Source organism: Aquamicrobium sp. LC103 (assembly GCF_001014615.2).
Lineage (GTDB): Bacteria > Pseudomonadota > Alphaproteobacteria > Rhizobiales > Rhizobiaceae > LBCQ02.
On record NZ_LBCQ02000006.1, the window covers coordinates 166,022 to 186,194 of the forward strand.

26 protein-coding genes are annotated in these 20,173 nt (G+C 64.2%); 16 read left to right on the plus strand and 10 right to left on the minus strand.

Annotated features, from left to right (window positions below; translation table 11 throughout):
* Window positions 1–41: 41 nt before the first annotated feature.
* The 4 genes from XW59_RS13415 to XW59_RS29360 form a co-directional block, all read right to left on the minus strand.
* The gene (locus XW59_RS13415) at window positions 42–845 is read right to left on the minus strand and encodes a WecB/TagA/CpsF family glycosyltransferase (RefSeq protein ID WP_047145839.1); all 804 of its coding nucleotides are present in this window, start codon (window positions 843–845) and stop codon (window positions 42–44) included.
* Between the two features lie 4 nt (window positions 846–849).
* Window positions 850–1,926, minus strand: coding sequence for an NAD-dependent epimerase/dehydratase family protein (locus XW59_RS13420; protein ID WP_047145840.1), 1,077 nt, complete (start codon window positions 1,924–1,926; stop codon window positions 850–852).
* A 40-nt stretch (window positions 1,927–1,966) separates the two neighbouring features.
* Window positions 1,967–2,959: a UDP-glucuronic acid decarboxylase family protein gene (locus XW59_RS13425; protein WP_047145841.1), complete on the minus strand. Its 993-nt coding sequence runs from the start codon at window positions 2,957–2,959 to the stop codon at window positions 1,967–1,969.
* A gap of 286 nt (window positions 2,960–3,245) precedes the next feature.
* Window positions 3,246–3,566, minus strand: coding sequence for a hypothetical protein (locus tag XW59_RS29360; RefSeq protein ID WP_170990150.1), 321 nt, complete (start codon window positions 3,564–3,566; stop codon window positions 3,246–3,248).
* Between XW59_RS29360 and XW59_RS13435 the strand changes: the two genes are divergently transcribed.
* Together XW59_RS13435 and XW59_RS29630 are read left to right on the plus strand one after the other, a co-directional pair.
* On the plus strand, window positions 3,565–4,185 hold the full coding sequence (locus tag XW59_RS13435; protein WP_170990151.1) for a helix-turn-helix transcriptional regulator: 621 nt from the start codon (window positions 3,565–3,567) through the stop codon (window positions 4,183–4,185). The genes XW59_RS29360 and XW59_RS13435 overlap by 2 nt on opposite strands.
* A 2-nt stretch (window positions 4,186–4,187) precedes the next feature.
* Window positions 4,188–4,913: a helix-turn-helix transcriptional regulator gene (locus XW59_RS29630; protein ID WP_047145843.1), complete on the plus strand. Its 726-nt coding sequence runs from the start codon at window positions 4,188–4,190 to the stop codon at window positions 4,911–4,913.
* Here XW59_RS29630 and XW59_RS13445 read toward each other — a convergent pair whose 3' ends face one another.
* Genes XW59_RS13445 through motA form a run of 6 tightly spaced genes read right to left on the minus strand, consistent with a single transcriptional unit; the run spans window position 4,914 to window position 9,799 of the window.
* Window positions 4,914–5,354, minus strand: coding sequence for a hypothetical protein (locus XW59_RS13445; protein WP_047145844.1), 441 nt, complete (start codon window positions 5,352–5,354; stop codon window positions 4,914–4,916).
* Entirely contained in the window at window positions 5,351–6,439 is a 1,089-nt protein-coding gene (gene flhB, locus XW59_RS13450) for a flagellar biosynthesis protein FlhB (RefSeq protein WP_047145845.1), read from the minus strand. The genes XW59_RS13445 and flhB overlap by 4 nt, the downstream gene beginning before the upstream one ends.
* 14 nt (window positions 6,440–6,453) lie before the next feature.
* A complete protein-coding gene (locus XW59_RS13455; RefSeq protein WP_047145846.1) occupies window positions 6,454–7,464 on the minus strand; it encodes a FliG C-terminal domain-containing protein in 1,011 nt (336 codons plus the stop codon).
* A gap of 42 nt (window positions 7,465–7,506) precedes the next feature.
* On the minus strand, window positions 7,507–7,914 hold the full coding sequence (fliN, locus tag XW59_RS13460) for a flagellar motor switch protein FliN (RefSeq protein WP_047145847.1): 408 nt from the start codon (window positions 7,912–7,914) through the stop codon (window positions 7,507–7,509).
* Between the two features lie 37 nt (window positions 7,915–7,951).
* Window positions 7,952–8,887 (minus strand): FliM/FliN family flagellar motor switch protein, encoded by a 936-nt coding sequence (locus XW59_RS13465; protein WP_047146043.1) that lies wholly within the window; start codon window positions 8,885–8,887, stop codon window positions 7,952–7,954.
* A gap of 36 nt (window positions 8,888–8,923) precedes the next feature.
* Window positions 8,924–9,799 (minus strand): flagellar motor stator protein MotA, encoded by an 876-nt coding sequence (motA, locus tag XW59_RS13470; protein ID WP_047145848.1) that lies wholly within the window; start codon window positions 9,797–9,799, stop codon window positions 8,924–8,926.
* Window positions 9,800–9,945: 146 nt separating this feature from the next.
* Between motA and XW59_RS13475 the strand changes: the two genes are divergently transcribed.
* The 14 genes from XW59_RS13475 (at window position 9,946) to fliP (ending at window position 20,030) form a co-directional block, all read left to right on the plus strand.
* Window positions 9,946–11,067, plus strand: a complete 1,122-nt coding sequence (locus XW59_RS13475; protein WP_047145849.1) for a DUF1217 domain-containing protein — start codon at window positions 9,946–9,948, stop codon at window positions 11,065–11,067.
* 10 nt (window positions 11,068–11,077) lie between these two features.
* A complete protein-coding gene (gene flgF, locus XW59_RS13480) occupies window positions 11,078–11,803 on the plus strand; it encodes a flagellar basal-body rod protein FlgF (RefSeq protein ID WP_047145850.1) in 726 nt (241 codons plus the stop codon).
* Window positions 11,804–11,811: 8 nt separating this feature from the next.
* Complete coding sequence (gene fliI / locus XW59_RS13485; RefSeq protein WP_082137589.1) at window positions 11,812–13,239, plus strand: flagellar protein export ATPase FliI; 1,428 nt, start codon at window positions 11,812–11,814, stop codon at window positions 13,237–13,239.
* A gap of 64 nt (window positions 13,240–13,303) precedes the next feature.
* A complete protein-coding gene (locus XW59_RS13490) occupies window positions 13,304–13,846 on the plus strand; it encodes a hypothetical protein (protein ID WP_052958163.1) in 543 nt (180 codons plus the stop codon).
* Window positions 13,847–13,922: 76 nt separating this feature from the next.
* A complete protein-coding gene (flgB, locus tag XW59_RS13495; protein WP_047145851.1) occupies window positions 13,923–14,303 on the plus strand; it encodes a flagellar basal body rod protein FlgB in 381 nt (126 codons plus the stop codon).
* 2 nt (window positions 14,304–14,305) lie between these two features.
* Complete coding sequence (gene flgC / locus XW59_RS13500; protein WP_047146046.1) at window positions 14,306–14,722, plus strand: flagellar basal body rod protein FlgC; 417 nt, start codon at window positions 14,306–14,308, stop codon at window positions 14,720–14,722.
* 50 nt (window positions 14,723–14,772) lie between these two features.
* Window positions 14,773–15,033, plus strand: coding sequence for a flagellar hook-basal body complex protein FliE (locus tag XW59_RS13505; protein WP_348639313.1), 261 nt, complete (start codon window positions 14,773–14,775; stop codon window positions 15,031–15,033).
* Window positions 15,034–15,045: 12 nt separating this feature from the next.
* A complete protein-coding gene (gene flgG / locus XW59_RS13510; protein WP_047145853.1) occupies window positions 15,046–15,834 on the plus strand; it encodes a flagellar basal-body rod protein FlgG in 789 nt (262 codons plus the stop codon).
* A 1-nt stretch (window position 15,835) separates the two neighbouring features.
* A complete protein-coding gene (gene flgA / locus XW59_RS13515; protein WP_047145854.1) occupies window positions 15,836–16,309 on the plus strand; it encodes a flagellar basal body P-ring formation chaperone FlgA in 474 nt (157 codons plus the stop codon).
* Window positions 16,306–17,547 (plus strand): flagellar basal body P-ring protein FlgI, encoded by a 1,242-nt coding sequence (locus XW59_RS13520; RefSeq protein WP_047145855.1) that lies wholly within the window; start codon window positions 16,306–16,308, stop codon window positions 17,545–17,547. Before flgA ends, XW59_RS13520 begins: the two co-directional genes overlap by 4 nt.
* 9 nt (window positions 17,548–17,556) lie before the next feature.
* Window positions 17,557–18,096, plus strand: a complete 540-nt coding sequence (locus tag XW59_RS13525; RefSeq protein ID WP_136068231.1) for a MotE family protein — start codon at window positions 17,557–17,559, stop codon at window positions 18,094–18,096.
* Window positions 18,096–18,797 carry a flagellar basal body L-ring protein FlgH gene (gene flgH / locus XW59_RS13530; RefSeq protein ID WP_047145856.1) on the plus strand — a complete coding sequence of 234 codons (702 nt, stop codon included), beginning with the start codon at window positions 18,096–18,098 and terminating at the stop codon, window positions 18,795–18,797. Before XW59_RS13525 ends, flgH begins: the two co-directional genes overlap by 1 nt.
* A gap of 13 nt (window positions 18,798–18,810) precedes the next feature.
* The gene (locus tag XW59_RS13535; RefSeq protein ID WP_047145857.1) at window positions 18,811–19,296 is read left to right on the plus strand and encodes a flagellar basal body-associated FliL family protein; all 486 of its coding nucleotides are present in this window, start codon (window positions 18,811–18,813) and stop codon (window positions 19,294–19,296) included.
* Entirely contained in the window at window positions 19,293–20,030 is a 738-nt protein-coding gene (gene fliP / locus XW59_RS13540) for a flagellar type III secretion system pore protein FliP (protein WP_047145858.1), read from the plus strand. Before XW59_RS13535 ends, fliP begins: the two co-directional genes overlap by 4 nt.
* The last annotated feature ends 143 nt before the right edge of the window (window positions 20,031–20,173 follow it).

The following is a 20,173-nucleotide window of genomic DNA, read 5'->3' on the forward strand; positions in this document are numbered from 1 at the left end:
CTTCCTGATTGGCCGGATTTTGCCGGCTCGTCGCCCAGTCTTCAAGCAAAACCGACTTCGTCGCCCGGCTGCGAGCCGGAATCCGCGAAACGGCGGAGCCCTGCGAGCTGCATCGCAAGCAGCGCGAGGAAATAGGGATTGAGATAAAGATAGCGCCGCCACAGACGGCGAGGCTCGCGCATGAGCCGGTAGAGCCATTCGAGCCCGCGATCCTGCAGGAACCGGGGCGCCTGGCTGAGCAGGCCGGCATGGAAATCGAACGCCGCACCCACCGCGAGCGCCGGGCGCTGCAGAATGTCGGCATATTCGTGCACCCACACCTCCTGGCGCGGGCAGCCGAGGCCGACGAGAACGATCGCGGCGCCGCTGTCGCGGATTTCCTGCACGATCTGCAGTTTCTCCTCCGGCGTGCTCTTGCGGAACAGCGACGGCCGCCTGCCGCAGATCGTCAGGCCGGGAATTCTGATCGCCAGATTGGCCGCCAGCTCATCGAGCACCTCGGGCCGGCTGCCGTACAGGAAGACCGGCAGGTCTTCACGCGCTGCCTGCCTGCATACCTCGATGGTCAGGTCCGGGCCGTAGACGCGCTGGCGCAGGCCGCGGCGGTGGAGAAGGTTCATCGCCCAGCGCACCGGCTGGCCGTCAGGCGTGACGAGGTCGAAGCGGTTGAGCCGCCAGCGATGCAACGGATCCATGACGCCGGTCATGATACCGTGCACGGCAAGCGCCGTCACCTTCAGCGGGCGCTTCGCCTTGGCGGCGGCGATGATCGCCGCGGTCGCGCCGGCATAATCGACGCAGCTTACGCCGATGCCGAGAACGTTGAATTTGCCGTCGTTGCGCATGGGATCAGACCGCCTCCCGCCAGCGCAGGCGATTGGCCGCGTGGATTTCTTCGAGAATCTGGCCGACATCGTGCCTGATAGACCATTCGGGATAGTGCGAGCGGAAGCGGCGGGTATCCGATATCCACCAGATATGATCGCCGGCGCGATTGGTCTCGCTGTACTGCCAGTTCATCCGCTGCCCGGTGATCGCCTCGCAAAGCTCGATCGCTTCCAGCATCGAGCAGTTGCAGTCGCGCCCGCCGCCGATATTGTAGACCTCGGCGGAGCGCGGGTTCTGGAAGAACGACCAGAAGGCGTTGACGAGATCCTCGCTATGGATGTTGTCGCGAACCTGCTTTCCCTCGTAGCCGAAGACGGTGTAGGGTGTGCAGGTCGCAGCGCATTTCATCAGATAGGCGAGGAAGCCGTGCAGCTGGGTGCCGCTGTGGGCCGGCCCCGTGAGGCAGCCGCCGCGGAAGCACGCCGTCTTCATGCCGAAATAACGACCGTATTCCTGTACCAGGATATCGGCGGAGACCTTCGAGGCACCGAACAGGCTGTGCATCGACTGGTCGATCGACATGGTCTCGTCGATGCCGTGTTCGGCGAACGGATGCTCGCGGCCGAGCTCCCAGCGCCTTTCCTCTTCCACCAGCGGCAGGAAGTTGGGCCGGTCGCCATAGACCTTGTTGGTGGAGGTGAAGATGAACGGCGCCTCCGCGCAATAGCTCCGGCAAAGCTCCAGCAGGTTGAGCGTGCCGTTGGCATTGATGGTGAAGTCCGCCAGCGGATCGCGCGCCGCCCAGTCATGCGACGGCTGCGCCGCCGTATGGATGATCAGCGCGATACGCGGGGCGAACTGTCGGAAGACCTCCTCCAGCGCCGCCTTGTCGCGAATGTCGGCACTGACGTGGCGATAGGTGGGGATCTGCTCCTGGAGCTGCCGCCGGTTCCACGCCGTCGACGCCTCGGCGCCGAAGAGCTGCGCCCGCATATCGTTGTCGATGCCGACGACATGATATCCGCGGGCCGAGAAGAACCGTGTCGCTTCCGAGCCGATCAATCCGGCGGAACCTGTAACGATGACGACGTCGAGCACTGTGTTTCCTTTCGAAGAAGATCGATCCGGGGCGAGCGGCCTATTCGGCCGCCTGCCTGCTGTTCGCCTGCACGAGCAGCTTCTCGAAATAGGCGATCGTCCGCGTCAGCCCCTCGCGCAGCGAGATGCGCGGCTCCCAGCCCAGCGTAGCCTTGGCCTTGGTGATGTCCGGCCGGCGCTGCAGCGGGTCGTCCTGCGGCAGCGGGTGATAGACGATCTTCGATTTCGAGCCGGTGAGATCGATGATCGTGCTCGCCAGCTCGTTGATGGTGATCTCGTGCGGATTGCCGGTGTTGATCGGCGAACCGTCGGACGTTGGCTGGTCCATCACCCGCACGATCGCGTCGATCAGGTCGTCGACATAGCAGAAGCTGCGCGTATGCGTGCCGTCGCCATAGACGGTGATCGGCTGATCGGTCAGCGCCTGCATGATGAAGTTGGAGACGACGCGGCCGTCCTCCGGCTGCATGCGCGGCCCGTAGGTGTTGAAGATGCGGACGATGCGCGTGTCGACGCCATGAAGCTGGCGGTAATTGTGAAAGAGCGTTTCCGCCGAGCGCTTGCCTTCGTCGTAGCAGGCGCGCGGTCCCATCGTGTTGACATTGCCGAGATAGCCCTCGTGCTGCGGCGAGATCGTAGGATCGCCATAAACCTCGCTGGTCGAGGACTGCAGGATCTTGGCGCGCGTGCGCTTGGCCAGCCCGAGCATGTTGATGGCGCCGTTGATCGACGTCTTCATCGTGTGGATCGGATCGAACTGGTAGTGCACCGGACTCGCCGGGCAGGCCAGGTTGTAGATCTCGTCCACCTCGACGAAGAGCGGCATCGTCACGTCGTGCCGCATGAAGTCGAACCTGGAATGGCTACGCAGATGCTCCAGATTGGACCTGGCGCCCGAGAACAGGCTGTCGACCGCGAGCACTTCCGTCGTCTCGTCGGAAGCCAGCAGCCTGTCGCACAGGTGCGAGCCGAGGAAGCCCGCGGCTCCCGTCACCAATATTCTGCGGCCCGATGAAGTATTGAACCCACTCATTGCTACCTCGCTGACTCTCTGCCTTGCGGCGACACCCCGTCGGCGAGAGCTGTGCATGAAGCGTGCCAGAGGTTTTTTCTGTGGATTCAGCGCCGAAACGGCCGGCCATGGCCCGGTTTGAAACAGCAGCCTGCCCCAAATCGGGAACCGTCGCGAACATGACGAAATTCAGCCGCGCCAAGGCATCCAGCGGGTTCGATGCAAACGTGCAACAGCCGGAGATCACGGAAAATATCGAACTTTACAATAACTTGACGCGAATCAAGCGATTACCTAACACTTTGCATCAGGCGGGTTTCAAAGGGGCTGCAAGCGTCGGATCGACATCGATCCGGCTCGTTTGCAGGGGGTGAACGTATCTTCTCCTAAACGCCTGCTCCGCGGATTTCGTCCGCTCCATGTTGCGTTGGGTTTCCATCGTTTTCAGACCGTTCCAATCGGTACGGCTGCGGGTCGGTTTGCATCCGGATCCGAGCCGCCCGCCCGTGCGGACATGGCGTTGGGAGAGGTTTGCTTCGGCAATGGCAATGGCGAGTTTCGATACCCAGCCGGCTTCGACACGGTTCGCCTCCGATCCGGCGAGCCAAGGCGAGCTTTTCCGGCTCATGCGCGAGATCTGTCGCGACACCGATGCCGACCACTACATGATCGTCGAATTGGCACGCGAGCGCGGCCGGCAATACCCGAAGATCATAACCTCGAATTGGGTGTTCGACGCCATCGAGGCGCTCGGCTGCGAGGCAATCGAGAAGATCCTGGACAGCGCCCTGGCCACCGATGCTGGGCGGTCGCCCCTGCCCCTCGACGTCGCCATGATGAACCTGATCTGCGCTCGGCAGTCGGCATCGCTGCGCGAGCACGGACATGGCGAACTCTACTGCCTGAAGCTTCAGACGGGCAAGCGGCGCGTCTACGCGCTTCTGACCTCCGGCACGCCCGGCAAGATGAACGTGGCGGCGGTTTGGCGCGCGCAGATGGTCTGCTCCTATGCCATCAGCCGCCATCTCGCGGCGACCGCGAACGCCGCCACGGCCGACCGGCTTTCGGACCGCGAGCGCGAATGCCTTCGCTGGGCTTCGGAAGGAAAGACCACGGACGAAGTCGCGGTCATCCTCGGCGTCTCGTCCAACACGGTCAACAGCTACGTCGCCAATGCGATCCAGAAGATAGGCGCCAGCAATCGCGCCATGGCGATCGCCACCGCGATCCGGAACGGGATCATCTGAACATGTATGACGAGCCCAAACCCGCCGCCGCCGGTTGCTTCGCGCAAGCCGAGGCGGACACGTCGACCGGAATGCCGGATTGGGTTCGTCGATGCCGGCGCATCGCCGGCGAAATCGGCGCCGAGGAGTTCAGCCTGCTCCTCCTGGCTTCGAATGCCGACGGCACGCGGCTCGTTCCGGTTTTCGACGCCGGCTTCCCCGGAATAGCGGACCTGTCCAGGAAATTGTCCACGAGAGCCGCCGAGGGCTTTGCCCGCGCGGCGACGGCATCCTCCATTCCGATCTGGTGGAGCGGTTCCGCGAACAACTCCTCGCTGCAAGGGCTGCGCTGGGCACGGGAGACCGCCAGCGCGGATTTCGACGCGCCCGGGCTTGCCCTGCCCCTCTTCGAGGAAACCGGCAGATGCGGGCTCTTCGCCTGCTCCGGCCCGAACATCGAGCTGGACGACCGAATCCTCTGCGACGTCCACCTCCGCTGCCTCGCCGTCTTCGCCGAGGTGGTCAAACTGCGCATGACGGAGCTTTCCCGCTTTCCGGTGATTTCGAAGCGCGAGTTGGAATGCCTGAAGCTGACCGCCAACGGGCTCACCAGCGACGCCATCGCGAGCACGCTCGGCCTATCGGTCCACACGGCCAACCAGTATCTCACCAATACCACGCAGAAGCTCAATGCGGTGAACCGCATCCACGCCGTGGCGAAGGCGCTGAGAAGCGGCCTGATCGATTAGCTATTTGGCCATATCCGCGGGCTCGGTCTTCATGATCCGCACGTCGCGGATCGCCGCCTTGAGGAAATCGTCGTTCTCGAAAGGGTCGTCGGAGGGGTCGTCGAAGGCCACGTAGTTCACCTCGACGCTGGCATGGCGCGCCGTCATCGTCAGGGTGAAATAGACGGTCACGCCGCGCGGCCTCAGTTCGAGATCGAGCAGGATGCGCGGCAAGCTCGACCATGTCGCATGCGCCTCGCCGCCGTGGCCCAGCTTCAGCGCGCCGGGCATGAAATAGAGTTCGGTCGCGGAATCGACGATGTCGGCGATATTGGCGAACCGCTCCAGTCGTATGAAGGCGATGTAGTCGGCAACGTCGACCATGCGGAGTTCGCTGACGACCTCCCGGATGGCATCGGCTACGATCTTCTCGCGTGTCGAGGAATGTGGTTGACGGTTCATGTCAAGACCTTGCCAGCCGAAGGTGTCTTGTCTGCGTACACGATCCTAACAAGCTCGGCGACTGCCTGGTAGAATTGAGGTGGGATCATACTATCCACCGAAACTTGATTGTACATGGAGCGGGCGAGCGCCACGTCCTCGAAAATCGGTATTCCATGCTGCTCGGCGATTTCCCTGATCTTCAGGGCGACGAGGTCCTGGCCTTTGGCGATGACCACCGGGGCCGCCGTTTCCTCCCGCGCGTAGCGCAGCGCGATCGAGAAATGGGTCGGGTTGGCGATGACGAGCGTCGCGCGCGGCACGTCCGCCATCATGCGATGCCTCGCCCGGTCCCTGGCGATCGAGCGCATGCGCGCCTTCATGATCGGATCGCCGTCCGACTGCTTGATCTCGTCCTTGACCTCCTGCCGCGTCATGCGCAGGTCCTGGCGCCAATGGAAGCGCGACCAGAGGAGATCGGCGACCGCGATCACCACCATCAGCAGCGTGACGGCGAGCACGACGTCGATCGCGATGCTCCGGATCACGCTGGTGAATGCTTCCGGCTGGGTGATCATGCCGGAAAGCAGGTGATCCTTCGCCCCGCGCATCGCGAGCGCAAGGATGAGGCCGGCGAAACATAGCTTGGCCAGCGACTTCAGGAATTCGGCCATGCCCTTGGCACCGAACAGACGGTTCCAGCCCTCCTTCAGGGAAAGCCTGGACAGTTTCGGCTGCACTCTGTCGAGCACCAGGCGGGGGATGTTCTGGAAGACGGACGCGGCGACGCCCGCGAAGATCAGCAGCGCCATCAGCGCCGCGAGCAGCTTGGCGATCTCCCAGAAGACGAGCTGATAGAGCAGCATCGCGTCATGCTCGGTCGCCAGCGGCCAGGCTTCCGGCCGTTCAAGGAATATCGAGAGGAAGTTGCCCAGACGGACGGCCCCGCTCTCCGCGAAGAACACCATGAAGACGAGGATCGCCAGGAAGGAAGCCATGACAGGCACCTCCTTGGCGAAGGGGAGCTGTCCCTTCTCGATGCTGTCACGGATCTTCTTTTCCGTGGCTTCTTCGGTTTTGCTTTCCTTGTCGGGCTTTTCCGACATCAGGGCTCAGGCCTTCAAGCCGCCGACTGCACGTTGGGCAACTCGACGAGGCCCTTCGCTGCAAGCTCGATGGCCGCCTGCGCGATCTGCTTGCGCGCCCTGAGCACGTCGTCCTTCAGCACTCCGTCGACCATGATGCTGAGCTCCGATTCGATCATGCGGCGCGAGCGGGTGCCGATCGCCGAAAGCGCCGCCTCCATGAGCTCCGTGTCGGTATCGCGCAATGCAAGCGTGACCAGCTCGGTCGAAAGCCCGTCGAACAGCGCGACGCGCGACTTCTGGTTGAGCTGCACGATATCCTCGAACGAGAAGAGCCTGGCGCGGATCGCTTCGAGGCCGGTCGTGCCGGACGCCTCGAGATCCTGCATGAGCTCCTCGAGCTTCTCCTTCTCGAGCTCGTTGAGGAGGCTAGCGACGCGCGCCTGCCCGGCGGAGACGTCCTTGCCGGAAGCCTCGGCGATCATGGCCGCCCGGATCTGGTTCTCGACCAGCTTGCGCACCGCTGGCTGCACCGTCGTCATCGACAGCATACGCTTGAGAACTTCGCCACGCTGCTGCTTCTGGAAGGTCAGCAGCGCGTTTGCGGCGGCCTGCGGCTGGAGATTGGAGAAGATCATGGCGACCGTCTGCGGGTGCTCGTTCTCGAGCATGGCCCCGAGACGTTCCGGCTCGAGTTCCTCCAGTTCCGGCCAGATCGGCACGGATTCGTCCTGCGCCAGCGACGGCTTGCCCCAGCCCATCAGGGCGCTGAACTCTTCCGGAGACAGCGACTCGTTGAGGATCGTGTCCATCTGGTCGCCCGAATCGAGCAGACCCGCGCCCTCGGTAAACTCGTCCTCGAACTCGGCAACGATGTTTTCGAGCTCGCTTTGGGGAATGGTGCGCAACATGCGCGCCGCATCGATGAGCGCCTTGAGTTCCTCATGCTTGAAGAAGCGCAACAACCGGCCCGCCGACGGCTTCCCCATGGCGACCAGTACGGCAGCAGCTTTCTGAGCCTGCGTCAGCTTCCCCTCAAGGCTCATTGCGACCCTTCCCCGACTCGCTTTCACACGGATTATACATGCTTACCCGGGTTTGGTCGCATCGATGATCTGCGTCAGCTTGATGCCGAAGCGGGACGGATCGTTGTCCAGCACGGTGATCTCGCCGCAGGCGATCTTGCGCCCGTTGACGACGACGTCGACCGGCTCGCCTATCCGCCTGTTGAGGGCAACGGTGGAGCCCTTCTGCAGCATCATCAGCTCCGAAACCGGCATTTCCGCGCTTCCGAGCACGATCTGCACGTCGACCGGAATGCTCATGATGACGCCGGTGTTCTGCATCCGGCCTTCCGGCAATATCGTCTGGTCGACGGTCTCGGGCGCGGCCATGGCCTCGGCTTCCGGCTCATGCAGCACGCCGCGAAGCTCCTCGATAGCCTTGCTGAGCTCGTCTTCCTGAGAGTCCTGGGTTTCGGGTCGCGTCGAATTCATGATCGTTCTCCTTACGGGCGGGCTGCGGTGAAGCGGTTCACCGGGGCAGCAACCCGTCGATAAATTCCTGTCCTTCGTCGAACGGCTCGGTGATGCGAACGGTGAAGTTCTGCCCGAGCTTGCCGAACTCGCAGGTGAAGAGGCTCTTCTTTCGGGCCGACAGCCGCGTACGCGATTGCGCGCTCTCCGGGAATTCTATGACCTGTCCCACCACGAGCCGCGACAGCTCGTCGAGCGTCATTCGCGACAGCGGTATCGTGGCGTCCAGCCTGACGCTGGAGCGCATCACCTCTTCGCTGAACCTCGTCCGCCACCGCGCTTCCTGGGCGTGGTCGACCTGGCCGGAGCCATCCTCGCTCCTGTGCAGCAGCAGGACGCGCTGCGGCATCATCACCGTGAACCGCCCCTCGCCAGAAGGCGCCGTCATGGAGAAGGCGATGCGCACGGCGGGCCCGTCGCGTATCACCAGCTTCTTCAGTTCCTGGCCGGAGATCGCCGACTGCATCGGAAAGCGGATGCTGAGCGCGCGATCGCCCGAGCCGTTCAGCGCCTGCGCGGTGGCCTCGAAGACCACCGTCGCGAGCTCGAGCTCGATATTGGTGAGGTCGCGCTCGATCGGCAGCACCGGCATGTCGGGGTCGCCGCCGAACAGGGCGCTGACGAGAAGCGCCACCGCATGGGAATCGGCGATCAGCATCAGCGCGTCCGGCGAGGTCGCCGAGGAAGCGATCGCCAGCGCGTCGTTCGTAACGCCGGTCCGGCGCGCGTCGACCAGCCGGGCAAGCTCGACCGTGTCGACCTCGATCTCGATCGGATAGGAAAGCTGCTCGTTGAGGCTCTGCCGGATCGCGGGCAACGCCCTCATCGCCAGCGAGCGCGCAGCCATTATGATGTGCCCCGGTTCGCCGGTGTCCCCGACGAGCCGTTCGACGATGAAGCTGTTGGTATCCGCGGCCGCCGCACGTCCGGTCATCGTCACGCGGCCTTCTTTTCGCAAACAGGCATCGCGTCAGGCCGCCTTCCTGGTGATGTCGGCGCCATGAAGCGTGCTCTGCTCGACCGCGTCGATCGAGGGACGGTCGTAGGCCGAGATGGTCTTGCGTCCGAATTCGAGCGCGACCTGCGGCAGCGAACCGTTCATGTAGGCCAGCAGCGTCTGCTTGACGATCGTATAGAGGCGGTTCTTCTTCTCGCGCACGATCTTGATCTTGGTGGCGATCGGGCTGACCACGGCATAGGACAAGAAGATGCCGAGGAAGGTGCCGACCAGCGCGGCGGCGACCAGCGCGCCCAGGATCTCGGGCGATTGGTCGAGAGCGCCCATCGCCTTCACCACGCCGAGCACGGCGGCGACGATGCCGAGCGCCGGCAGGGCGTCGGCAACGGTGTTCAGCGCATGGTACGGCTTCAGCTTGTCGGTCTTGATCGTATGGATTTCCTCGTCCATCAGCGCTTCGATCTCGAACGGCCTGGCATTGCCGATGATGATGATGCGGCAATAGTCGCAGATGAAATGCGTGAGATCCTCGTTCCGCAGCACCGTGGGAAAGGCTTGGAAAAGAGGCGATTCCTGCGGATTGTCGATATGCGCCTCGACCTCGTTGCGCGACTTGGTGCGCAGTTCGCGCATCAGGCTGTGCAAGACGCCGAGCGTTTCGAGATAGTCCTGTTCGGTCGGAACCTGATGGCGGAAGGCCTCCATCATCGCCTTGCCGGTGTCCTTCACCGTGGCGAGCGGATTTGCGACGAGAAACGTTCCCAGCGACGCACCACAGATGATGACGACTTCCCAGGGCTGCAACAGCACCTCGATATGGCCGCCCATGGCCATGTAGCCGCCCAGCACGCAGCCGAAGGTAACGACCAGTCCAATAATGATGCCCAAGGTCCGCCCTCTTGCACGAATTTCCTCGTTGCTAATTACGGACCATGCCTTGCGCGAAGCTTGACCTTCGCTCACCTCGCCGGTTCAGCTTCGCGCAAGCAAGCCCGGCTACCCCTGCGTGACGGATTCGTATCGTGGGGGCACGAATGATCAACACCTATACCAACTACCAATTGATCACGCGTGACATCTCGAAGTCGCTTGCTCGGGTCCAGAACCAGCCGGTCGTGCAGCGCGAGACGCGGTATTATCTGGACAATATCGGCAAGGTCACCTCGATCGAGGAGTTCGTCAACGACACGCGGCTCTTCAACTACGCGATGAAGGCGCACGGGCTCAGCGACATGGCCTACGCCAAGGCCTTCATGGTCAAGGCGATGGAAGGCGGCATCGAGGACCCCGGCAGCTTCGCCAACAAGCTGACCGACAAGCGATACGCTGATTTCGTCCGCAGCTACAATTTCGCCGCCTACGGAAGCAGGGCGACGACGTACAGCCCCGCGCTCGACGGCACGGCGGACAAATATCTCGAAAAGGGGCTGATGGGACAGAACGGCATCCCGTTCCTGACGATGGAGGCCGACACCGCCTATTATCGGAAGAACATCGTCAACGTGCAGTCCGTCGACGATCTCCTGGCCGACGACCGGCTCTTCAACTACGCGATGCGCGCCCACGGCCTGCAGGATTTCATCGACGACGAGACCTTCATGCGGCGCGTGCTCGAGGGCGGGATCGAGGACCCGGACAGCTTCGCCAACCGGCAGGCCGACAAGCGCTTTGCCGAATTTGCCGGCGTATTCGATTTCGCCAAGCACGGCGAAGCAGCCATCGTCCACGTGCCATCGCACCAGGCCGTCGTCGACAAATACATGCGTCAGACGCTGGAGGAGGATGCCGGCGCGCAGAACGAAGGCGTGCGCCTCGCGCTCTATTTCGAGCGCAAGGCCGGGTCCATCACCTCCGCCTATCAGCTTTTGGCCGACACGGCGCTCGCCGAGGTCGTGCGCACCGTGCTGGGCCTGCCGGCTTCGATGGCCTCCGCCGACATCGACAAGCAGGCCGCGCTCATCAACGAGCGTCTCGACATCGCCGACCTCCAGGACCCGGAGAAGCTCGAAAAGCTCATGACGCGCTTCACCACCATGTGGGAGATCAACAACCCGAGCTCGCCCCAGATTTCGGCGGCGAGCATCCTGATTTCCCAACCGCTCGAATTCGGCATCTCGACGGATGCGCTGATGGCTATCGCCAAGATGAAGAGATGAGGCTGAAACATTGCAGATAGGTCTTTACGTTGGATTGTCCTCGCAACTGGCGCTCGACCGGCGCCTGAACACGATTGCCGACAATGTCGCCAACACCAGCACGGTCGGCTTTCGCGCGACCGGCGTGAAATTCGAGGACGTGGTGTCGGGCTTCGGCCAGCAGGCGATCTCGTTCGCCTCGACCGGCGACACCTATCTCTCGACGAAGACCGGCCCGTTGCGCGAGACCGGCAATCCGTTCGACTTCGCGATCCAGGGCGAGGCCTGGTTCGCGATCGAAACGCCGAGTGGTCCGGTGATGACGCGCGACGGTCGCTTCACCATGCTCGACACCGGCGAATTGGTGACGCTGGAGGGCTATCCGGTGCTGGACGCTGGCGGCGCCCCGATCCAGCTCGACGCGCAGGGCGGCCCCCCCGAAGCCGGAGCGGACGGAACGCTGCGCCAGAACGACCAGCTCATGGGCGCCATCGGCCTCTACGAGTTCCAGCCCGGGCTGAACTTCACCCGTTACGGCAATTCGGGCATCATACCGCAGGGCGAGCCCGAGCCTATCGTCGACCGCATCGACATCGGCATCGCGCAGGGCTTCGTCGAGGATTCCAACGTCAATCCCATCCAGGAGATCACCCGGCTCATCCAGGTGCAACGCGCGTTCGAGCAGGTCTCCGCCATGATGCGCGACAGCGAGAACGCGCTTGACCAGGCGATCTCGACGCTCGGCGGATCACGCTGAACCGCGCAATGGTCGACGCATTCTACGACCAGTCGGAAACGCCCGCCGCGCCAGATGACGAACCCGCCGCCGAGCCGAGGCCGGCCGGCGAGACGCCGCTGCACGATCTGGAACGCATCTTCAGGCGCTTCTCCGACGAACGCACCCTGCTTCGCGCGGGCGGCCGCATCGTGGAAATTTCGCCGAGCCACTTCCGCGTGAGCGGCATCTCGGCCAAGGCACGGCTGGGCGACGTGGTCGAGCACCGTTCGAGTTCGGGCGCGCGCGCGGGAGAGATCGTGCGCATAGGTCCCGACGACGTACTGGTCGCTCCCTTCGAACGCAGCGCCGACGCCGGCATAGACGACCCCGTCTTTCTTCGCGACGCCTATGGCGCCGCCCCGCACGAAAGCTGGCGCGGCCGGGTCATCGATTCGCTCGGCAGGCCCGCCGACGGCAAGGATCGCCTCGTGGACGGCACGCCGAGAGGAGCGACCGCTCCGCCCTCGGCCATGTCCCGCCAGCGCGTCGCGACCGGCTTCCGCACCGGCGTTCGGGTGATCGACATCTTCACGCCGATCTGCTTCGGCCAGCGGCTTGGCGTCTTCGCGGGCTCGGGCGTGGGCAAGTCCACGTTGCTCGCAATGCTCGCCAGCGCGGACGCCTTCGACACCGTCGTGGTTTCGCTGGTCGGCGAACGCGGGCGCGAGGTTCGTGAGTTTCTCGAGGACACGATCGGGCCGGCCCTCGCCAAGACGGTGGCCGTGGTGGCGACCAGCGACGAAAGCGCCATGATGCGCAAGCGCGCGCCGGACATGGCGATGCGGGTCGCAGAATTCTTCCGCGACCGCGGCGACAGGGTGCTTCTCATCATCGATTCCATCACCCGCTTCGCGCATGCCCTGCGCGAGGTGGCGATCGGCATCGGCGAGCCGCCGGTGGCGCGCGGCTATCCCGCCTCCGTCTTCACCGACCTGCCCAAGCTGCTCGAGCGCGCCGGTCCCGGCATCGACGGCACCGGCTCGATAACGGCGATCCTGTCCGTGCTGGTCGACGGAGACGATCACAACGACCCGGTCGCCGATTCCATTCGCGGCATTCTCGACGGCCATGTGGTTCTCAGCCGATCGATCGCCGAACAGGGCCGTTACCCGCCGGTCGATCCGCTTGCCTCGATCTCGCGGCTTGCGCCGAAGGCATGGACCCGCGAGCAGCGCGTACTGGCCGAGCGGCTGAAGAGCATGATCGCCCGTTTCGAGGACACCCGCGATATCCGCCTTCTGGGCGCCTACCAGCCGGGAACCGACCCGGAACTCGATCAGGCGGTCCGTCAGGTCCCCTGGATTTACGAAGCGCTGATGCAGTCACCGCAGGACGACCCCTCGCCCGATCCGTTCACCGATCTCGCGCGACACCTGAAGAGCAAGGAGCAGCCGGTCGATGAAGCGTCCGAGTAAGTCCATCCTCTCGGCCTGGAGGCGAAAATCCGCTTCCCCGGCGCAAGAAGGAAGCGATGCCGCGATGGCGGCACTCTTCCCCGCGCAGCCGACGCCGAAGATACCGCGCAAACGCGGACCTTCGAGCGATCTCATCATCGCCGGCGCCGGGGTGGCGCTCGGCCTCACCTGCGCGCTGTTTCCCTGGTACATCTTCATCAACCAGGACGAATTCGGCGTGACCGCTCTGAAATTCGACGGCGACAATTCGACCAGTTCGCGCTCGGGCGTCCAGCACGACGCGGTGGTTGCGAGCGGAGAACCCGTCGCCGACGATGCGCTGGCCATGCAGTTCGACCTGTTTCCGACCGGCACCTTGCCCGACAGGTCGCGGGAGCGGCCGGAACCTGTTTCCGTGGCGGAACAACCCTTTCCCGCAAGCCCGGCCGACTTCAAGCTCCTCCACGTCGCCAATGGCCGTGCCCTCATCGAGGATGAGGACGGCCTGTGGGTGATGCGGCCGGGCTCACGACTCCCCGATTCAAGCAGGGTCGTCTCGATCGAACAGCGCGAAGGGCGCTGGGTGGTGGTGAATTCGCTCGACCAGACCATCGAGATAACCCGCTAGCCAAACCGTCGGGAGCACGCAAGTTCCGCGCAAGACTGGCTGACTAGAGTGCCGGCTATTCGCCAAAGGAGTAGCGATGCAACCCGTCAACCTGTTCGAAGTGGCAGCGCAGCAGGCAAGATGGCTGACGGTCCGCCAGACGACCGTCGCCAGCAATGTCGCGAATGCCAATACCCCGAATTATCGGGCGCTGGATGTCGAGCCGTTCGAGAGCGTGTTGAAAAACACCAACATCTCGATGCGCACCACCAATGCCCGGCACATTTCGCTCGGTATGACCAGGGACAATCTCGCCGTTCGCCAGACAGACGCCGACACGCCGATTTCCCCCTCGGGCAACTCCGTGGTTCTGGAGACCGAACTGATGAAGGCCGGCGAAGTGCGGCGCGACTACGAGCTCAATTCCGCGATCGTGAAATCCTTCCACCGCATGCTGATGCAGACGACGCGGAGCTGATGATGGATCCGTTGGTTGCATCCCTGAAGGTGGCGGCGTCCGGCCTCGGCGCGCAGTCGGAGCGGCTGCGTGTGGTTTCGGAAAACCTGGCGAATGCGCAGTCGACCGGCAATTTCCCCGGCGCGGATCCTTATCAGCGCAAGACGATCACCTTCACCAGCGAGCTCGATCGCGCCAGCGGCGCGCATACCGTCGACGTTTCGGCCATCTCGCCGGACCGCACGGCATTCCCCTCCGAATTTCAGCCCGGTCATGAGGCGGCGGACGAGTTCGGATATGTGAAGATGCCGAACGTGAACGTGCTGGTCGAAATGGCCGACATGCGCGAGGCGAACCGCAGCTACGAGGCGAACCTGCAGGTCATCAAGCAGGCGCGCGAGCTGATTTCCATGACCATAGACCTTATGCGAGGCCAGTAATGATCCAGGCGTTGTCCGCCCTCGAGAGAACCGCCCCGACGGGGCCGGCCATGACGGGCCTTGCAGGCGCGGGCGCGGCCGGCGCGGCCGCCGAGACGACTTTCGCGCAGGCAGTCTCCGCGGCCGCCGAGCGGGCCGTCGGCACGCTGGAAAGGGCACAGGGGCTTTCGCTCGACGCCCTGCAGGGAGAAGCCGATACCCGTGAGGTGGTCGATGCCGTCATGAACGCCGAGCAGACCTTGCAGGCCTCGATCGCCATACGTGACAAGATCGTCACGGCCTATCTCGAAATCAGCCGCATGCAGATCTGAGGAGTTTGACTGATGAAGGCACTTGCAATCGCGGCGACGGGCATGAACGCCCAGCAGACCAATCTCGAGGTGATCGCGAACAACATCGCGAACATCAACACCACCGGCTTCAAGCGCGCCCGCGCCGAATTCTCCGACCTGCTCTACCAGACCGAACGGCTCCAGGGCGTGCCGAACCGCGCGAACCAGGCACTGGTACCGGAGGGATCGCATGTCGGCCTCGGCGTAAAGACCTCCGCCATACGCAACGTCCACACCCAGGGATCGCTGACCAACACCGGCAACTCGCTCGATCTCGCGCTGATGGGCAAGGGCTGGGTGCAGATCGACGGCGCCGACGGCGAACCGGTCTACACCCGTGCCGGCAGCTTCAACACCAATGCCGAAGGCGAGCTCGTCACGGCCGACGGCTATGTCGTTTCCGCCGGGATCGTCATCCCGGAGAACGCCCTGGAGATCATCGTCAACAAGTCGGGCCAGTTCTTCGCGCGTATAGACGGTCAGTTGGAGCTGCAGGAACTCGGGCAGCTCACCATCGCCAACTTCGCCAACGAGGCCGGTCTGATGCCGCTCGGCGACAATCTCTTCCGCGAGACCGTCGCATCCGGCCCGGCCAATATGGGCGTTCCGGGAGATCCGGGCTTCGCCACCGTCGAGCAGGGCTATCTGGAGAATTCCAACGTCGACCCGGTGAAGGAAATCACCGAGCTGATCTCGGCGCAGCGCGCCTACGAGATGAATTCGAAGGTCATCAAGGCGGCGGACGAGATGGCCGCCACAGTCACCCAGGGCATGAGATAAGATGACGACGCGGCCTCGGCCTTTCGCGGGAATGCTGGCGGGCGCCCTCGCGCTCGCGACGATGCTGGCCACGCCGGCGTCGGCACAAGAGACGGTCGTGGTCACCAACCGCGTCGTCTATCCGGGAGAAACCGTGACGACCGAGACGCTCGACGAGGTGCCTCTGCGCCGGCAATTGAAGAACCCGGCGGCGGTGGTCTATTCCCGCGTCGAGCTCGAAGGAAAGGTCGCGCGCCGCACCCTGCTGCCCGGCCGCCTCATTCCAGTCAATTCCGTCCGCGAGGCCTATCTCGTCGAGCCGGGCTCTCCGGTAACGGTGATGTTCGTCCATGGACCGCTGTCGATTTCCGCAACCGGCGTTCCGCTGCAGGCCGGCGCGGCGGGCGATCTCATCAAGGTACGCAACCTCGACAGCGGCACGGTCGTCTCCGGAACCGTGATGGCCGACGGCACCGTCAGGGTCGGCGCTTCATGAGACGCTGGCTCGCACTTGTCCTCGTCACGATGCTCGGCTTGCAGCCGGCGCTGGCCGATGGCCTGACCGACAAGGCCAGGAAGGAGATCGCGGCCAAGAACGGCGGCGTCTTCGAGGATCCCAGATACGACGCGGCGACGCTCAACCGCATGTTCCAGGTTTCGGCGGGGCCCAGCTCGTTGCCGCCCGGCCAGGTCGCCGCGCGCATCAAGGACGTCGCGGCGCTGCAAAGCGCCCGCGACAACCAGCTCGTCGGCTACGGTCTCGTCATCGGCCTTCAGGGCAGCGGCGACGGCCTGCGGAACTCGCCGTTCACCGAACAGTCGATGCGGGCGATGCTGGAAAACCTCGGCATCGCGACGCAGGGCGCCGCTGCACGGGCAAGGAATGTCGCGGCGGTGATCGTGACGGCCAATCTGCCGCCCTTCGTCCAGTCCGGTGCCCGCATCGACGTCACGGTGTCCTCGCTTGGCGATGCCACGTCGCTGGCCGGCGGCACGCTGGTGATGACGCCGCTGCGCGCGCCCGACGGCGAGATCTATGCCGTTGCGCAGGGAAGCGTGCTGGTGTCCGGCTTCTCCGCGCAAGGGCAGGCCGAGACGCTGACGCAGGGCGTGCCGACCAGTGGGCGCGTTCCGAACGGCGCCATCGTGGAGCGCCAGGTGCCCGCCTCCTTCAACAGCGACAGCATGCTGACGCTGCAACTCCTCAACCCCGATTTCTCGACGGCCGTGCGCGTCACCGACGTGATCAACGCCTATGCGCTCGACCGCTTCGGGCAGCGGGTCGCCTCCGAGCAGGACGCGCGCACCGTCCTGATCAAGCGCCCGAAGGGTATCTCCACCGCACGCTTCTATGCCGAACTCGAAAACCTGGTGATCGAATCGGATGCGCCCGCGCGCGTCGTGGTCGACGAGCGCACCGGCACCATCGTCATCGGTCAGCAGGTGCGGATTTCCCGCGTCGCGATCAGCCACGGCACGCTAACGGTGCGCATCACCGAAATGCCGCGCGTCGTGCAGCCCGAGCCGTTCTCGCGCGGCGAGACGGAGATCGAGCCGTTCACCGCCATCGAGGCGAACCAGCCGGACGCCCGCGTCGCCATGCTCGACGGTCCCAACCTGGAAACCCTCGTTTCCGGCCTCAACAAGCTCGGCGTCCGACCCGACGGCATCATCGCCATCCTGCAGGGCATAAAGACCGCCGGCGCGTTGCAGGCCGAGCTGGTCGTTCAATAGGACAACGCCATGAGCATGTTCGACCTCGAAGGGACCAAACGGGCGAAGGCGCCGATCGCCGCCGGCACCCTCCTCGCCCTCTCGGTTCTGCTCGGCGCGGCCTCCCCCGCGGCGACGCAAACGGCCGAAACCACGGCAGAGGCAAGCGAGTCGCCTTCGGACGTCCAGCGCTTCTGCTCGAACATCGTCGATGCCGCGCGCGATCGCCGTTATGCGCTCCAGGCAAAGGAGCTGGAGGAGCTGCAAAAGGACATCGACCGGCGGATCGTGGCGCTCGAGGAGAAGCGGCGCGAATACGAGGAATGGCTGCAGCGCCGAAACGATTTCCTCACCAGGGCCGAGGACGGCCTTGTGGAGATCTACTCGCGCATGCGCCCGGACGCCGCCGCTCAGCGCCTCGCCGAAGTCAATGTCGAGCTCGCGGCCGGCATATTGATGAAGCTGCAGGCGCGCCAGGCCGGCGTCATCTTGAACGAAATGGACAGCAAGTCCGCCGCCACGCTCACCGGCATCATCGCCAGCGCGGCGCGCAAGCAGGATCCGACCTAATGCGCAACATTCTCCTCGTCCTGTCGGCCCTGGCGCTCGCCGGCTGCACCACCGCCAAGGAAGAGATCGGCGTGCCGCCGAAGCTCTCGCCCGTCGGCTACGGGATCAACACGGACGCGCCGGCGGCGTATCAGTACCCGACGCCGCCGCGCACGCCGGTGAAACGCTTCTCGCTGTGGGACGACCGCCAGAGCAAGCTGTTCGCCGACGCCAGAGCGCTTTCTGCCGGCGACATACTGACGGTCAACATCTCCATCAACGACCGCGCCCGCTTCCGCAACGAATCCGAGCGCAAGCGCACCGGCAACCGCTCGCTCGGCGTCGCCGCCAATTTCGGCTGGGGCTGGGCGGGAACCAGCGGTTCCGCCGACGGAGAGGTCAATGGCGAGACGGAATCGAAGGGGACCGGCGCGACCGCACGATCGGAGGACATCAGGCTTTCCGTCGCCGCCGTCGTCACCGACGTGCTGCCCAACGGAAATCTCGTCATCAGCGGCACGCAGGAAGTGCTGGTCAATGCCGAGGTGCGCATCCTGACGATCGCGGGCATCGTGCGGCCGATGGATATCGGCCCCTACAACACGATCTCCTACGAGCGGATCGCCGAGGCACGGATTTCCTATGGCGGCAGGGGACGCCTGAGCGAGGTGCAGCAGCCCGCCTACGGCCACCAGGTCCTCGACGCGGTCCTGCCGTTCTGATCCGGAGTCGACCATGGCGATCATCGACGATACCGCTCCGCCGAAGCAGGAACCCTCAATGCTCCTCCAGGCCGCGCTTCTGGCGGGCCTGACGGTCGCGGCCTTGGGGATCGGCTGGCTTTCGGGCGTCTATCTCTCCAGCCGACAGCCGGAGCGCGCGCCCGCCGGGCAGGCGCAGCAGGCGATCGAGACCACGGTCGAGCAGGCGAACGAACAGCTCGGCATCATTGCGCTCTCGCCGATCGTCACCAACCTTGCCGGACCGGGCGACGTCTGGGTGCGGCTCGAGCTTTCGCTGATCTTCGAAGGCACGCCGGATGCCACGGTCGCCCAGGACGTGCATCAGGACGTCCTCGCCTTCCTGCGCACGGTCAAGGTCTATCAGATCGAGGGCGCGAGCGGCTATCAGCACCTGCGCTCCGATATCGAGGAGCGGGCCGTCATCCGCAGCGAAGGCAAGGTCAAGGGCATCCTCGTAACAACATTGCTGTTCGAATGAAACGACTGATCGGCTCCGTCCTCTTCCTGCTGCTGTCGGCGACGGCGGCATCGGCCCAGCAGCTCGACCTGGGCAACATCGCCGGGCAGGCCAACGGCTCGACCGTCGGCTATATCGTCCAGCTCTTCGGGCTTCTGACGATCCTGTCGATCGCGCCGGGCATCCTGATCATGGTCACGAGCTTCACGCGCTTCGTGATCGCCTTCTCGATATTGCGCGCCGGCATGGGCCTGCCGACGACGCCGGCGAACCTGATCCTCATCAGCCTGTCCATGTTCATGACCTTCTACGTCATGGCGCCGACCTTCGACCGCGCCTGGAGCGAGGGCGTGCGGCCGCTGGTCAACAACGAGATCAGCGAGGCCGAGGCGCTGGAGGCGATCTCCGATCCGTTCCGTCAATTCATGGTGCAGAACGTCCGCGACAGGGATTTCGACCTCTTCGCGGATCTTGCCGCCGAGCGCGGGCAGATCGACGTCTCGGCCGAGAACGTCGATCTGCGCGTCCTCGTGCCGGCCTTCATGATCTCCGAGATACGCCGCGGCTTCGAGATCGGCTTCCTGATCGTGTTGCCTTTCCTGGTGATCGACCTGATCGTCGCCACCATCACCATGTCGATGGGCATGATGATGCTGCCGCCGACCGTCGTCTCGCTGCCGTTCAAGATATTGTTCTTCGTCCTCATCGACGGTTGGAACCTGCTCGTCGGCAGCCTGGTGCGATCGTTCGTCTAGCTGCGTCCTTCGAGGCTCGCTGCGCTCGCTCCTCAGGATGAGGGAGGGAGTGCATCGAGCCCGTGAGGTCGTGGGCTCGAGATCGCTTTATCCGCGAACAACCATGGTTCCCTCAACTAACCCGTGCCCTGGTCTGCCCGCGC